Raw genomic sequence first — 15564 nt, 5'->3', positions numbered from 1 at the left:
AAACCCGCCGGGCATCGTGGTATGTTATTGGCTTTTCGTCAGACTGGAAGAGAGTGAGATGGCTAAGCAGCGCGTAGGTATTGTCTTTGGGGGAAAATCAGCGGAGCACGAAGTGTCATTGCAATCGGCCAAAAATATCGTCGATGCGATCGATAAAAGCCGTTTCGACGTCGTGCTGCTGGGCATTGATAAACAGGGCCAATGGCACGTTAACGATGCCAGCCAGTATCTGCTGAATGCTCACGATCCGGCGCATATCGCCCTTAATCCTTCGGAAGTGAGCGTCGCCACCGTACCCGGCGTCGTGAAGGGACAGCTCATCGACGCCGGCAACGCACAGGCTCTCGCCCAGATCGACGTTGTCTTCCCTATCGTTCACGGCACCCTGGGCGAAGATGGTTCCCTGCAGGGCATGCTGCGCATGGCCAACCTGCCGTTCGTCGGCTCGGACGTCCTCGGCTCTGCCGCGTGCATGGACAAAGACGTCACCAAACGCCTGCTGCGCGATGCCGGGCTGAATATTGCGCCATTCGTGACCCTCACCCGCGCCAACCGCGACAAGCACAGCTTCGCGCAAATTAGCGGAGAGCTGGGTCTGCCGCTGTTTGTGAAGCCGGCAAACCAGGGCTCCTCCGTGGGCGTCAGCAAAGTCACCAGCGAAGCAGAGTTCACGCAGGCCGTCCGTCTGGCGTTTGAGTTCGACCATAAAGTGGTGGTTGAGCAGGGCATCAAAGGCCGTGAAATTGAGTGCGCCGTGCTGGGCAACGATTTTCCACAGGCGAGCACCTGCGGCGAAGTGGTCTTAAACAGCGACTTCTACTCGTACGACACCAAATACATTGATGACAAAGGCGCGCAGGTTGTCGTTCCTGCGGATATCGATCCGGCGATTAACGATAAGATCCGGGCGATCGCCATTCGCGCTTATCAGACGCTCGGCTGCTGCGGCATGGCGCGCGTGGATGTGTTCCTGACGCCGGAAAACGAAGTGGTGATCAATGAAATCAACACGCTGCCGGGGTTCACAAACATCAGCATGTATCCGAAACTGTGGCAGGCCAGCGGCCTGAGCTACCCGGAACTGATCACCCGCCTGATCGAACTGGCGCTGGAGCGTCACGCCGCCGACAGCGCGCTTAAAAGTTCCGTAAACGGTTAATCGGCGCGCTTCGCCTCATCCGCTGTCGTCTCTTCAGGACGACGGCGGATAATCAGCCCCGCCAGCCAGAAACTTATCACCCAGGTCACCAGCCCGACGGCATAGGTTTGCCATCCTTTTGCTTCAAACCCCAACAGGCCCACGACACCATTAAGAATAAAGATCAGCCCGATAGCAAAGGCGTAGTAGTGCCAGTCACGGCGTAGTTTGGACGTGAGCTTCATAACAACTCCGGCAGGAAAAAAAGACATCCTCTCACAGTTTTACGGCCAGGTCTGTGGCAGATACGGAAATTCTGAAACGCGACGCAATTTCACTTAAGTGATGAAATTGTGATGTGCTGCAGAAATCGACAATCCAGGAGGATTCCGGCGCGTAAATTACCACGATTCTGATATTGACAAATGCGATGACCTGTCAAACTCACCCCGTAAGACGCGTATTAAAACAGAGTGATACCACGGGAGGTCAACATGGCTGACTTTACATTGTCGAAACCGATTTTTGGCGGCAAACCAAAAACCTCCACGGCGGGTAATATCGCTTATGCCCTGTTTGTCCTGTTCTGCTTCTGGGCCGGTTCCCAGCTGCTCAATATGCTGGTCCATGCCCCTGGCGTTTATGAACACCTGATGCAGGTGCAGGATAACGGACGCCCGCGAGTTGAGATTGGGTTTGGCGTCAGCACCCTGTTCGGCCTGATCCCCTTCCTCGCGGGATGTATGATTCTGGGCGTTGTGGCGTTAGTGTTGCGCTTTCGCCGTCGCCGTTAAAGCCCCATACAGCGCGCCCGACGATCGTCCACGCGTTTTGCAAACCATGCGGTGGTCAGGTTACGCGTGATCTTCGGGCTTTCCAGCTGGATCCCCGGCAGGATCGCCCTCGGTAACGCTTTCCCACTCTTCTTCTCTGCAAGCGCAAACACCTTGTTATACAGATCCGTTTTCTCAAAGGCCAGGCTATCGCCTTTCTCAAGCTGATGACGAATGTCGCTATTGCTCAAGCCAAGCGTGGTGGATAATTTCCGTACTGCCAGCTCGGTGCTTCCCGCCTCGCTGCTGCCGTAAGCGATGAGATCGCCGTCCAGCGCCAGCTTAACGCCGCTTGCGCGGCTGACCGCACTCTGGAATGCCGCATTACGGCTGGCATACCAGCCCGCGTTAAAGTCGGCAAAGCGGTACAGCGGCTCATTGTAGTTCGCCGGATAGTTCAGCAGATGATACGTGCCAAACCACAGCCCACCGCGCAGGGAGAAGACCTCCTGACGTACCGTACCGTCGATTTTCCACGGGTAGCCGTCGGTATGCTTCTCCGCGAACGCAATGCTCACCTGCATCGGGCCACCGGTGTGTACCGGGTTCAGCGAGCCAAACAGCTTCTGCCCCATCGGGACCATACTGATAAAATCATCAAAGATGGCGCTGAGCTGTTTTTCGGTTTTCACCGCGTCCAGCCGTTCGCTGTAGCTTTTGCCGTTCGGCGAGGTGATTTTAAGCGCGGTATGCACGAGGAAAACCGGGATATGCATGGACTCCGCTCGACGGTCGATCTCTTTCCAGGCAATTTTGTTCAGACCCGGCACCACCGGGTCTGACTGGTACATCGACTCCTGCTGCGCCACCGCCAGCACCGAGCAGATATTCTCCTCGGTCGGAGCAATCTTTTGGCTTTCAAAGGTTTTTGCCAGCGCATCTGCCCACGCGTTGCGATCCTTCACGCTGGCGGGCATTTTCTGCCGCACAACGCTCGCCACATCGACGGGCTTCTCCCCCTTTTTGAGCGGAGCGGCCCCTTTTTCGGCACAGCCTGCCAGCACAAGAGCGGCCAGCAAGGACAACGGTAACGCGCGCGGTACGGCAAAAGACATAGCAACTTCCTGTATTAGCTAAATGTGTTGGTGACTTCCTGCAGGTCACGATCGTCCAGCTCACGTTCAAAACTGCGCAAACGTTTGTAGATGGACATCAGTTCTACCAGGGTGGTCCAGGAGCTGATCAGGTACTGGAACGACCCGCGAACCTGACCGAAAACGTTGGTGATCTGCGTCATCAGACCGAGCGTAATCGTACCCGCAACAATCGACGGGAACAGCAGGAACAAACCGAAAACGTTATCCACCTGCAGATACAAAATACGGGCAATGTTGAAATACATATAGTGGAAGTAGAGTCGGAAGTAGTTACGACGCACGGCGCCAAACAGCTCGCGGACGGTTGGCGGCGAGGCGCGGTTGGCGTCATCTTCGCCGTAAACCAGTTCTTTACGGTAAGCGGCTTCCACGCGTTGATTTTTAAACTCCAGGCCCGGCAGTTTGATCCCCACCACCGCCAGCAGGCCCGTGCCCATCAGCGACCAGACGATCGCGGCAATCACCAGACCATAAGGAATATGGCCGACAATCGGCAGATCCGGCACGTGCGCCGAGAGCGTCACCAGCACCGGCAGGAAGGCGATTAGCGTCATGATGGCGTTGATAAAGCTGACGCCCATGTCTTCAAGGGTGGAGGCAAAACGCATGGTGTCTTCCTGCACACGCTGTGCGGCACCTTCGATATGGCGCAGGTGCTGCCAGTGCGCCATGTAATGTTCGTTCATCGCGGTACGCCAGCGGAAAACGTAGTGGCTGACGAAGAAGTTGTTCATCACGCCGATGATCACCGCAATAAGGGCGATACCGAGGAAGACGCCGACTTCATGGTAGAACTGGTTGATGGTCACCTTATGCGGCGAGCTCAGCGCGGTCTGGATCAAATCGTAGAACGGCGCATACCAGGCGTTAACCGCCACGCCCACCTCCACGAGGAACCAGGTGACAAAGATAATTAGCGATGTGCCGAGGATAGACCAGTACTGCCAGCGGTGCGGAGAATACATAAACCAGAACAGGGCAAACAGCCCTACGCACACCGTGTAGTAGGCGTAAAACAGCAGATAGCTGAGCGACCAGAAGCGCGCCGCGCTAATCGGCACCTCGCCCGTTGCTCCCGTGATGCGCGTCAGCCATGCGCCGCCGCCCGCCTGCCAGAAAATGACAGCGATGAGTGCCCAAATAAATGCCGACAGGAAAAAAGGCCCCGGCTTTGGGAAAAAAGACTTAAACATAATGCTTCCTTCTTGTTGTTATGGCTGTTGCTGTGCACAACACGTTACCACACGAAAAACCTGCCCGAGCCAGCCTCCCGACTCAGGCAAAAAGGTCAGACCCGAGGGTTGATTATTAGTTCGCTTTCCAGTTTTCGAGAATTGTTTCGGTGCGTTTCACCGCGAGAGGATTCGCCGGCGCGATGAAGTTACGCCAGACGTCGTTGTGGTGGTTAATCAGGATCCGCGCATCTGCCGCCGGGCGATTGGCGGTAGTATGGGCATCTTCCGCCACGGTGATATGATAACCCCGGCTGACGCCGTTCTTGATCGTCGCATCGACGCAGTAATCGGTGGCGCAGCCGCAGATGACAAACTCGCGAATGCCCTGCTCACGCAGCAGCGCCTCAAGCACGGTGTTATAGAAGGCATCACAGGCGGTTTTGGTCACATATAGCGCGTCAGCTGGCTGATGGAGTTCAGGCAGTAGCGCAAACCCTTCACTTCCCTCTTCCAGGCCCCCTGCCTCGGTATGCTGAATAAAAATGACCTTGTCGGCTGCCTGCGTAAGCTGGTTGATCAGAGAGACACATTTTTCGCGCTGATGACGAGGGGTTTCAAATACCCCGTTCTGCATATCGACAACCATAACCACACGCTTCTCAGACATACCGTTCTCCGTAAGATTGAGTGACACTGGTGCCTATCATAAGCCCGATGTCACAAAATGGGAGATGGCTCGTAAGTAAATTGTTCATATTTACCCATGGTTACGTTTTTCTCGCTATCGTTATGCAATTCGGGGCATTGCGCGGTACCGATTAGTAGTATAAATACCCATTACTTTCTTCATTCACTTCATGGATGCTTTTCGTTGAAACGTTGTCTGCTCTCTTTTGCCGCGCTGTGTGCGGTGAGCTTTTCTACCGCCCAGGCAGCCCAACCGCTGACGGCGCCCGTTTTAGCTTCAGATATTGCCGATCGCTACGCGAACCTTATCTATTACGGCAGCGGCGCGACCGGGATGGCGATGGTCGTCATCGACGGCAACCAGCGTGTATTCCGCAGCTTTGGCGAGACGCGCCCAGGAAATAACGTTCACCCGCAGCTGGATTCCGTTATTCGCATCGCGTCCTTAACCAAGCTGATGACCAGCGAAATGCTGGTGAAATTGCTCGATCAGGGCGTGGTAAAACTCGACGACCCGCTCAGCAAATACGCACCTCCAGGCGCCCGGGTTCCAACCTATCAGGGTACGCCGATTCGGCTTGTGAACCTTGCCACCCACACCAGCGCCCTGCCGCGTGAGCAGCCAGGCGGGGCGGCGCACCGTGACGTATTTGTCTGGCCAACGCGCGACCAGCGCTGGAGCTACCTGAGTACCGCCACGCTGAAGGCGGCGCCGGGTTCGCAGGCCTCTTATTCAAACCTGGCCTTTGACCTGCTGGCGGACGCCCTTTCAACGGCGGCTGGCAAACCCTACACGCAGCTGTTTGAAGAGCAGATAACCCGTCCGCTGGGTATGAAAGACACCACCTTTACCCCATCTCCGGATCAGTGCCGTCGCCTGATGGTGGCGGAGAAAGGCGCTAGCCCCTGTAATAATACGCTGGCGGCCGTGGGCAGCGGCGGGGTCTATTCCACGCCTGGCGACATGATGCGCTGGATGCAACAGTTCCTTTCCTCAGATTTCTACGCACGCAGCAGCCAGGCCGATCGCATGCAGACCCTGATTTATCAGCGCACTCAGCTGCAACGCGTCATCGGGATGGACGTGCCGGGTAAAGCCGACGCGCTCGGTATGGGCTGGGTCTATATGGCACCGAAAAATGGCCGTCCGGGTATTATTCAGAAAACAGGCGGCGGCGGTGGATTCATCACCTATATGGCCATGATCCCGCAGTCAAACGTGGGCGCATTTGTGGTGGTCACCCGCTCCCCGCATACGCGTTTCGTCAATATGAGTGACGGGATTAATAACTTAGTGGCTGAACTGAGCGCCAATAAAGCCCAGGTTCTCACCGCGTCTAACTAATCTAATATTCCGTGGGCAAGCGGTTGATGCTGACCAGCTTGCCCCGGCTCATGTTGATATAGTTTCCCTGCCTCAGGGCGGCAAGCACCTCGGCAACAACGGAACGTGAAATTCGTGTGCTCTGTTGAATATGATTCATCACACCGATTTTTGAACGCAGCGTTTCATCCCATTCCGCCATATTCAGCAGCATCGAGCGGATCTGGTGATAGGAATTATTTCCCACCAGCTGCTTATCGCGTTTCTCAAGAATGTAAGTTATCCAGGATAACCAGCAGAAGGCCTCTTTCCAGAGTGAATACTGCTGGATGAGTTGACGGGTGGTTTCCGTGGGCAAATAAAAACCGGTACAGGCCGTTTTAGCAATCACCCTGTATTCGTGAGAGTGATTAATCACCACCGTAGACAGCCCGAATATAAAAGGGGCAGTCGCAATCCCCACCAGCAATTCATCAGAAGTTCGATAAACCTCAATAACGCCGGTTTGTAATACGATCGTACAAGGCTCATTCCATTCGCCTGACGTAATTAATTGCTGGGGCGCACATGTAAAAGGGGTACTGGCCGCTGTTAAATACTGTTCGAGCCGGCGTAATTCAGAAAGCGGTTTCGCATTAACGTTCATGCAGACCTCAAGTCATCCGTATTTGTCGGTCCAATATTATTTTTATTGCTTCTATAAAAAGCGGGGGAGATAACCACTCCCCCGCTTTTATTCATTACCAGGTATATTTCACGCCCAGATTTGCGCCCCAGTTCTGATCAACGTCGCCGCCGCCCAGATAAGTGGCATCGGTGTACGCACTGAAGTTCTTCGTGAAGCTAAACTGGGTGCCCAGCCCTACCCGCACAGCGGAGCCTTTCACGCCGTTATCAATGCTGTCACCGTTAATATCGGCATTGTTATCGGCATCGTCATAGACGTAGGCCAGTTTGAAGTAAGGCGTCAGAGCCTGTTCGCCGCCGTAGTTGAAGGTGTAACCCGTATCAACACCGAGTTCATAACGCAGGCTATCGTATGATTGTCCATCTACGCGCATGTCATTGCTCAGACGATAATCATCGCCAGACTGGAACAGGCCAGATACGGCTGCATATGGCGTAACGTAGCCAGAGAGGTTTGGTTTCCAGTCATAGCCCAGCTTCAGCCCAAAACCAACAGCATCATTCGTGGTATTGCCGTCAACATACTTACCGTTGCTCATGTTGGCAGAGAGATCGCTGTTGAAGCGGGTGTAGCTCAGGGAGCTGTCGAGGAACAGATCGTTCATGAACTTCGCTGACGCATAGATCATCGCTGTCTGGCTATCCTGATCGACCTGACCGGTACGATCGCTGATATCACCCTTCGCGAAACCTGCCGCACCACCGACGATCCACTTCGCGTTATTACCGTCAATCTGGGTGTCCAGACCCACCATAATACCACTCACGTCCTGATCGTAGCTGATAACGCTATTGTCACCGTCGAAGTTGCCACCGAAGTAGCTCACCCACGCCCCGCCGTTATCCGTCAGGCCGTGACGGCTGTTGGTCAGACGCGTGCCGACGGTATCCTGCTGCAGATTCCAGATATTGGTATTGGCAGATGGGATGCTCAGCGCCATGTTGGCAGAGTCGGTCAGCTCTTTCTGCTGAAGGACAACGGCGTCACCCTGCTGCTGCGCCTGATAGGTGTAAGCACCTAAATCGGCTTTGTTTGCGGCAGTAAAGCTGGCTGTGGTATCCGCGTTATTGTCATAGACGCGAATAATCTCTTTGTTTTTGTAATCGGCAACGGAACCGGCACCGGTCGCATCGTCGATGCGCACCTGGTAGTTACCTGCAACATCACCGTTAACTGACAGATGGCCATCTGAGTTAATCGCCACAACACCATAGTCGTAATCGGCATTGTACTTATCGTTAGTGATATAGCGTGCGTTGTTCAGATCGCTGTTCAGGACGTAATCACGACTGGCAACGTTCAGCACCCCGCCATCGGTCAGTTCCATATTATGCGTATCAACCTGACCCAGCCCCAGCGCCAGCTCAGCACCGTTATCCACGGTGATGGTGTTGGCATACAGTTGGGACGTTTCTTCCGTCAGTGCCGCACGGCTATAGCTGTCCAGATACAGATGGTCGGTCGCCACAGCACCGCTGTCTCCAATATTCATTGATGAAGCATTGGTCAGGGTGATGGAGTCCGCCAGCAGATCAGAGTCTTCAACGTTAACCTGAGACTGGTTGTTTACCGTCAGCGTGTCGATGTTTGAAAGCTTGCGGGTATCCCACTCAGAGCCGTTATCCAGCGCGATGTTAAACAGCCCGCTCTGATATACCGCTTCACCCGTAACGTGTCCGTTGCTGTCATAAATGGAATCCGGCCAAATGCTGTTAGGGGATAAGCTACTCCAGTCTACGTTGCTGTAGCCCAGGCCATACATCTGCGCTGGGCCGATAGCCTCGACGCTGGACTGTGCTGCACCGACCCATTTGCTGCCGTTGGTCAGGGTGACATCCAGCTTATCGGTGCCATCCCAGCCGTTGGTGGTTGGGTTATAGACACCGTCTGCACTCGTATCCGTTGCCGGATCGCCGTTCGGATAGAAGTTGTTGTCGAAGGTGCTGGAGAACAGAATATCACCAGTAACGGTGGAATGATCGAACGTGGCAGTGGTCTGCATCGCGTTATCAGACGCGCTAGCGGCAACGATCAGCGCCGCATCATCTGCTGCCGTGGCATTCGTTTCACCGTAGTCGCTCGGCTTCGCGGTTTGACCGTAGAACCCGCTGGTCCCCAGATCGCGGTACGCGCCTGAGGTCAGTACGGAGTCTTTCACCACCAGCGTGTCGGTAAATACTTTGCTGCTGTTGGCTACGCCTTCCACACCGTCGTAAGGGGTATTATCCGGCTCCTGATAACCCTGCGTCAGGGTAATACCGGCAATGTGGGAATTGTTCTGGATAACAATATCGGACTCCACATCCAGGGTGATCGCATTACCCAGATTATACGTATCCAGATAGTGTCTTTCCGTATTTTCCCCATTCACGACATCATACGCATAATGCTCATAGGTATCGTTAATGGTGGAATTATCTACGGTCAGGCTAAAACGATCGTATTGAGAATGGTTGGTGCCATCGGTATCCACGCCGTCAGCACACGAGGGGGTCATACACTTAGAGGTAATCATGCCATTAATGGTATTGTTGGAAATGCTTAACGCATTCGCCCGACCATTGATGCCATCATCCAGATAGTATGTTGAAATAACACCATTCACGGTGCTTTTATTAATCACCGGATAAATATCACCGTCATGGGTAGCGCCTGAGTAATCCCAGTCGGCATAGCCATAATACCAAGGGGTGGAAGCGGTATTATCGTATCCGAATGTATTATATGTCGTACCGGAAATATCCTTCGCATTTGCCTGAGAAGCGATAGCCAGGGTGCAGGCTAATGCAAGTTGAGATACAACGAGTTTCTTTTTCCATGTTTGCATTGGGTCATCCCTCCTCAGGGACGTAAGCAAGTTTGTCCATCAATGATTTTGCAATGTTTAATTGCGGAGGGAATTATGCATTTTCATTTCGAAAAGGTTCAATGAATGTTTCCATTAAGTCCGTATCCAGACTAATAACACATCAAAACCGAGAAAGCATCTGTCACTACAGATAAATATTATAAAAACAAAGCATTAAAATACAGACACAACAATAAGACACATATAAAAATATATAATGAATCATTTTCAATGATGTTTTCTATTTAATATAAAAACAATATGAATAACTCATCTCCATTTCGGCGTTATACTGCCCTGCATTATATATTGATGCCAGAAAGTCAGACCCATCACATTTTACAAAAATAAAATGCCCACTTTTACCAAAACACCGGTCTTCACTTTGAGGTACACTAGCCTTCTTTGTTCCACAAACATCAGGCATACCATGACCGATTTAATTGCACGTCCCCGCCGCCTGCGCAAGTCACCTGCACTGCGCGCTATGTTTGAAGAGACAACCCTGACCTTAAACGATCTGGTGTTGCCGATTTTTGTCGAAGAAGAGATCGATGACTACAAAGCCATCGAAGCCATGCCGGGCGTAATGCGCATTCCGGAGAAATATCTGGCGCGTGAGATTGAACGCATCGCCAACGCGGGGATCCGCTCGGTGATGACCTTCGGCATCTCTCACCATACCGATGCCACCGGCAGCGACGCGTGGAAAGAAGATGGCCTCGTTGCCCGCATGTCGCGCATCTGCAAAGAGACCGTGCCGGAAATGGTGGTAATGTCAGACACCTGCTTCTGCGAATATACCTCTCACGGCCACTGCGGCGTGCTGTGCGATCACGGTGTCGATAACGATGCCACCCTGCTGAACCTCGGCAAACAGGCGGTCGTGGCTGCCGCTGCCGGTGCGGACTTCATCGCGCCCTCTGCCGCAATGGACGGACAGGTTCAGGCGATCCGTCAGGCGCTGGACGCGGCGGGCTTTACCGACACCGCCATCATGTCTTACTCCACCAAATTTGCCTCCTCCTTCTACGGCCCGTTCCGCGAAGCGGCCGGTACGGCGCTGAAGGGCGATCGTAAAACCTATCAGATGAACCCGCTGAACCGTCGGGAAGCGATTCGCGAATCCCTGCTCGATGAAGCCCAGGGCGCAGACTGCCTGATGGTGAAACCAGCGGGCGCGTATCTCGATATCCTGCGCGACATCCGCGAGCGCACCGAGCTGCCATTGGGCGCTTACCAGGTCAGCGGCGAGTACGCGATGATCAAATTCGCCGCGCTGGCCGGTGCGATTGATGAAGAGAAAGTGATCCTCGAAAGCCTCGGCGCCATCAAACGCGCAGGCGCGGATCTGATCTTCAGCTACTTCGCGCTGGATCTGGCCGAGAAGAAAATCCTGCGTTAATCCGCTCTAGCGCCGGGTAGCGGCTTCACCTTACCCGGCCTGCTCTCTGCGCTAATCTTCACCAAACTGCAATACAACCGACATCTGCGCCTTCTACTGTCTTCGCAAGACGGCAGGAGGAGTAACCATGTTTAGCCTCGATAGCGTTCTCGACGATCTTTGGCCTCAGGCGAGGCCTGCACCCTGGCAAAAAAGTCTGTTAAAAAGACTGTTTTACGAAGACGAATTTCAACAATTTGCCGCAGCACACCGCCACCTGAAAGGACTGGATATGGTGGAGCAAGTTCTGGAACACCTTGATATTCTCTGCACCGTTTCCGCCCGCGATCTTGAACAAATCCCCGAACATGGCCCGCTGGTCATTATTGCCAACCACCCGACGGGTACGCTGGACGGCCTGGCGCTGATGTACGCCGTCTCCCGCGTGCGACGCGACGTTAAAGTCGTGACCAACCGGATGCTGACCCACCTTGAGCCCCTCAGCTCGCTGTTTATTCCGGTGGACAATATGGGCGGCAGGACGGCGAAATCGTCCCTGGTGCAGATGGAACAGCATCTGCAAAACGCGGGCGTGCTGATCTTCTTCCCGGCCGGAGAAGTTTCCCGCCCCACGCGCAAGGGCATTCGCGATAAAAAATGGCACTCTGGCTTTATCAAACTCGCCAGCAAGCTGCGCGCCCCGCTGCTGCCGGTGCATATTCAGGCGCATAACAGCCTGCTCTTCTATGCCAGCACGCTGGTCTCCCCGACGCTGTCGATGCTGTTGCTGATGCAGCAGATGTTCCGCCGCCGCCACAGCCAGCTGCCGATTAAAATCGGCCAGCAGATCGCCTGGCATCACTGGCACAGCGCCACCCTTTCGTCGCGTGAGATGGCCGAACAGTGCCGTCAGCACGTGATGCGTCTTGGCAAGGGATTGCCTGGCGTCTATAAAACCCAGTGCGCCATTGCCCGTCCGGAAGACCGGGCCACCCTGAAACGCGCGCTGGCGCAGGCCGAATGTCTGGGCAATACCAGCGACGGTAAAACCATCTATCTTTGGCAGCGCAACGGTCAGGAAGACGCCCCGCTGCTGCGCGAGCTTGGCCGCCTGCGCGAGATTGCCTTTCGCGCGGTCGAGGAAGGGAGCGGCAAACGCCGGGACACCGACTGCTACGATGATGATTATCTGCACCTGATCCTGTGGGATGATGAGGATCTGGAGATCGTCGGCGCGTATCGCTTTATGCCGACCGCCAGACAGGTTGAACGTCGCGGTCTGGAAGGGTTGTATAGTTATAGCCTGTTCCACTACGACGACAAAATGCAGGACGTGCTGGAGCACGGCATTGAGCTGGGACGCAGCTTTATTCAGCCGCGCTACTGGGGACGCCGTGGCCTGGACTATTTATGGTCCGGCATTGGGGCCTACCTGGCGCGTTATCCGAACTACCGCTACCTGTTTGGCCCGGTCTCCATTTCCGGCGGCTTACCGCCTGCCGCGCGGGATCTGCTGGTGGCCTTTTACCGCCTGTGGTTCCCGGCAACGCATCCGCTCGCCGCGTCACGTCAGCCGTATCCTGCATCGCTGCCGGACGTGCTCGCGCAGTTTGGCGGCGTGGATTACGTGGACGACCTGACAAAGCTCAAATCCCTGCTCGGCAATCTGGGCTGCGGCATTCCGCCGCTCTACAAACAATATTCCGAGCTGTGTGAACCCGGCGGCGTGCAGTTTATTGATTTTGGCAGCGACCCGGCATTTAACGACTGCGTCGACGGGCTGGTGCTGGTGGATTTGTGTTACCTGAAGGCGAACCGGTATCAGCGGTATATAGAGGCGCATTTAATACCCTCACCCCAGCCCTCTCCCTAAAAGGGAGAGGGTGAAAACCGCACCGGGCAGTCCCCTCGCCCCTTTGGGGAGAGGGTTAGGGTGAGGGGATCAAGGCGCACGGTAGAACGGCTTATCCCCCAGGATCGTCGCCCGCTGCATAATCCGGCGCTGCGGAAGATAGTCCGCATTGGCGTAGTGCTGCGTCACGCGGTTATCCCAGATCGCCAGGTCATTCTCCTGCCAGCGCCAGCGCACCTGAAACTCCGGCCTGGTGATATGCGCGAAGAGGAAGCTTAACAGCGCCTCGCTCTCTTTCTCCGTCACATCCACAATGCGCGTCGTGAACCCTTCGTTCACGAACAGCGCCTGCTTGCCGGTGACCGGATGGGTCCGCACCACCGGGTGCAGCAGCGGAGGATGTTTCGCAACCGCCTCCTGCCAGCGCTGATGCTCCTCTTCCGTTTTGCGGTACTTGTACTCCTGGAACGATTTTTTGAAGTCGTGCTCCGCCCGCAGCCCGCTCAGCAGCGTCCGGAACGGCGCGGAGAGCGCCTCATACGCCGCAATCCCGCTGGTCCACAGCGTATCCCCCCCGGTTTCCGGCAGCAGCTTCGCCGCCAGAATCGCCCCGGCGGGCGGCGTCTCGATAAAGGTCACGTCGGTATGCCAGTTGTCGTTGTCCGGCGGGTTATCGTTGTGGGTGTCCAGAACGATAATCTCCTCCACCCCCTCCGCATGCGGATAGACAGGGTGGATATGCAGATCGCCAAAGCGCAGGGCCAGAGCGCGCTGCTGCTGCGGGGTGATCGCCTGTTCGCGCAGGAAAACAACCTGATGGCGCAGCACCGCGTGGTACAGCTGCTCGAACTGGTTATCGCTCAGCGGACGGGTCACATCCAGGCCCGATACCTGCGCGCCAATGTACGGCCCCAGCGGGGTAATGGTCAGACGTTCACTCATTGTATTTCTCCATGCCAGGGCGTCAGGCGGCGCTGTAACGCGCGCAGCCCCAGTTCTAATCCGAAGGCGATCGCGGCGATCACCGCGATCCCTGCCAGCACCACGTCAGTCGCCAGGAACTCTCCCGCCGACTGCACCATAAAGCCAAGGCCGCGCGTGGCCGCAATCAGCTCTGCCGCCACCAGCGTGGACCAGCCCACGCCGAGGCCGATGCGCAGCCCGGTTAAAATCTCCGGCAGCGCGCCCGGTAAAATCACGAACAGCAGCACCTGCGTGCGGCTGGCACCCAGCGACTGCGCCGCGCGGATCCGCACCTGCTGGGCGCTCTTCACGCCCGCCAGCGCCGACATGGCAACCGGGGCGAAAATGGCCAGATAAATCAGCAGGATTTTTGACGTTTCACCGATGCCAAACCAGATAACCATCAGCGGCAGATAGGCCAGCGGCGGCACCGGACGGTAAAGCTCAATCAGCGGATCGAGAATACCGCGCACCGTCGGGCTTAAGCCCATCGCGATCCCGACCGGTATCCCGATAATTACCGCTGCCAGCAGCGCCACCAGAATACGCGCCAGACTGGCTCCAAGGTGCTGCCAGAGCGTGGCATCCATAAAGCCCTGCGGCCCGGCGATGGTAATGAGTTTGGCCAGCACCTGGCCCGGCGGCGGCAGAAACAGCGGGCTGACCCACTGCTGGGCAGCAACCGCCCACCACACCGCCAGAAGCACCAGCAGCGTACCGACGCTCAGCGTGATTTGGCGCGAGAAAGGCCAGCGCAGCGCCAGACGCGTGCGGCGCGTTTTTTCACTGAAGACGATGCTCATGAGAAAGCCTCCCGTTGTTCAAACACGCGGCTTAAAACGTATTCACGCTGTTCGATAAACAGCGGATCGGATTTGATGCTGCGCACGGGCTCTCCCGCGACGTAGCGGCGGGCGAAATCCAGCGGCAAGCGCTCCAGCACGCGGCCCGGCCCCGGCGAGAGCAGCACCAGCTCCGTCGCCATAAACACCGCCTCTTCGATATCGTGGGTAATCAACAGCACCTGCTTGCCCGTCTCGTGCCACAGGCGCAGCAGCAGGGTTTGCATCTGCTCGCGGGTGAAGGCATCCAGCGCCCCGAACGGCTCGTCCAGCAGCAACAGCTGCGGATTCGCGGCCAGCGCGCGGGCAATACCGACGCGCTGACGCTGGCCGCCGGAAAGCTGCCAGATAAAGCGTTTTTCCGCCCCTTCCAGCCCCACTTTTTTCAGCATCGCCCGCGCCATTTCCAGCCGCTGTTCGCGGTTGATGCCCGCAAGCTGTAGCCCAAACGCCACGTTTTCCTGCACGTTGCGCCAGGGAAGCAACCCTTCGTTCTGGAAGACCACGCCGCGCTCGGCGCCCGGGCCTTCCACCTTTTTGCCTTCCAGTTGAATGGTGCCATGCTGATAAGGGACAAACCCGGCGATCAGATTCAGCAGCGTGGTTTTTCCGCACCCGGACGGGCCCAGCACCACCAGCAGTTCACCGCTGTCCAGCGTCAGGTTGATGTCCTCCAGCGCGGGCTTACCACCGTAATCGGCGTACAGGTTCGTAATATTCAGCATGGCGTACT

The 15564-nt window shown here is 55.8% G+C and carries 14 protein-coding genes; 5 read left to right on the top strand and 9 right to left on the bottom strand.

Annotation, left to right across the window (positions count from 1 at the left end):
- The first annotated feature begins 58 nt into the window (after positions 1-58).
- The gene (gene ddlA / locus QMN93_RS02150) at positions 59-1159 is read left to right on the top strand and encodes a D-alanine--D-alanine ligase (RefSeq protein ID WP_029739746.1); all 1101 of its coding nucleotides are present in this window, start codon (positions 59-61) and stop codon (positions 1157-1159) included.
- Here ddlA and QMN93_RS02145 read toward each other — a convergent pair.
- The gene (locus QMN93_RS02145) at positions 1156-1383 is read right to left on the bottom strand and encodes a DUF2754 domain-containing protein (protein WP_033144741.1); all 228 of its coding nucleotides are present in this window, start codon (positions 1381-1383) and stop codon (positions 1156-1158) included. The genes ddlA and QMN93_RS02145 overlap by 4 nt on opposite strands.
- Positions 1384-1632: 249 nt before the next feature.
- On the opposite strand from QMN93_RS02145, the gene QMN93_RS02140 reads away from it, so the two are divergent.
- Positions 1633-1932 (top strand): DUF2755 family protein, encoded by a 300-nt coding sequence (locus QMN93_RS02140; RefSeq protein ID WP_008503287.1) that lies wholly within the window; start codon positions 1633-1635, stop codon positions 1930-1932.
- Here the strand turns inward: QMN93_RS02140 and QMN93_RS02135 are convergent.
- From QMN93_RS02135 to QMN93_RS02125, 3 genes are all read right to left on the bottom strand, one after another.
- A complete protein-coding gene (locus tag QMN93_RS02135; protein ID WP_126796918.1) occupies positions 1929-3026 on the bottom strand; it encodes a DUF1615 domain-containing protein in 1098 nt (365 codons plus the stop codon). The two genes, QMN93_RS02140 and QMN93_RS02135, sit on opposite strands and share 4 nt — an antisense overlap.
- Positions 3027-3040: 14 nt before the next feature.
- A complete protein-coding gene (sbmA, locus tag QMN93_RS02130) occupies positions 3041-4261 on the bottom strand; it encodes a peptide antibiotic transporter SbmA (RefSeq protein WP_033144739.1) in 1221 nt (406 codons plus the stop codon).
- Between the two features lie 115 nt (positions 4262-4376).
- A complete protein-coding gene (locus QMN93_RS02125) occupies positions 4377-4910 on the bottom strand; it encodes an isochorismatase family protein (RefSeq protein WP_033144738.1) in 534 nt (177 codons plus the stop codon).
- 204 nt (positions 4911-5114) lie between these two features.
- Here QMN93_RS02125 and ampH point away from each other — a divergent pair, with 204 nt between their 5' ends.
- Positions 5115-6275: a D-alanyl-D-alanine-carboxypeptidase/endopeptidase AmpH gene (gene ampH, locus QMN93_RS02120; protein WP_023310524.1), complete on the top strand. Its 1161-nt coding sequence runs from the start codon at positions 5115-5117 to the stop codon at positions 6273-6275.
- Position 6276: 1 nt separating this feature from the next.
- On the opposite strand, the gene QMN93_RS02115 is transcribed toward ampH, so the two are convergent.
- Positions 6277-6900 (bottom strand): helix-turn-helix domain-containing protein, encoded by a 624-nt coding sequence (locus tag QMN93_RS02115; protein ID WP_033144736.1) that lies wholly within the window; start codon positions 6898-6900, stop codon positions 6277-6279.
- Between the two features lie 94 nt (positions 6901-6994).
- Complete coding sequence (locus tag QMN93_RS02110) at positions 6995-9769, bottom strand: autotransporter outer membrane beta-barrel domain-containing protein (protein ID WP_182410780.1); 2775 nt, start codon at positions 9767-9769, stop codon at positions 6995-6997.
- 451 nt (positions 9770-10220) lie between these two features.
- Between QMN93_RS02110 and hemB the strand changes: the two genes are divergently transcribed.
- On the top strand, positions 10221-11195 hold the full coding sequence (gene hemB, locus QMN93_RS02105) for a porphobilinogen synthase (RefSeq protein ID WP_021241687.1): 975 nt from the start codon (positions 10221-10223) through the stop codon (positions 11193-11195).
- Between the two features lie 127 nt (positions 11196-11322).
- Positions 11323-13047, top strand: coding sequence for a lysophospholipid acyltransferase family protein (locus QMN93_RS02100; RefSeq protein ID WP_182383098.1), 1725 nt, complete (start codon positions 11323-11325; stop codon positions 13045-13047).
- Positions 13048-13116: 69 nt separating this feature from the next.
- Here the strand turns inward: QMN93_RS02100 and tauD are convergent, their stop codons facing one another.
- The 3 genes from tauD to tauB are packed head-to-tail and all read right to left on the bottom strand — an operon-like array spanning position 13117 to position 15556.
- Complete coding sequence (tauD, locus tag QMN93_RS02095) at positions 13117-13968, bottom strand: taurine dioxygenase (protein WP_033144732.1); 852 nt, start codon at positions 13966-13968, stop codon at positions 13117-13119.
- Positions 13965-14792 (bottom strand): taurine ABC transporter permease TauC, encoded by an 828-nt coding sequence (tauC, locus tag QMN93_RS02090; RefSeq protein ID WP_010427972.1) that lies wholly within the window; start codon positions 14790-14792, stop codon positions 13965-13967. The genes tauD and tauC overlap by 4 nt, the downstream gene beginning before the upstream one ends.
- Positions 14789-15556, bottom strand: coding sequence for a taurine ABC transporter ATP-binding subunit (tauB, locus tag QMN93_RS02085; RefSeq protein WP_069303718.1), 768 nt, complete (start codon positions 15554-15556; stop codon positions 14789-14791). The genes tauC and tauB overlap by 4 nt, the downstream gene beginning before the upstream one ends.
- Positions 15557-15564: the final 8 nt, after the last annotated feature.

Origin of the sequence: Enterobacter sp. R-1.6.2, from assembly GCF_035064085.1 — a bacterium.
GTDB classification, from domain to species: domain Bacteria; phylum Pseudomonadota; class Gammaproteobacteria; order Enterobacterales; family Enterobacteriaceae; genus Enterobacter; species Enterobacter asburiae_B.
Note: the sequence above shows the minus strand (reverse complement) of the source record. Positions and strands in the feature narration are given on the sequence as shown.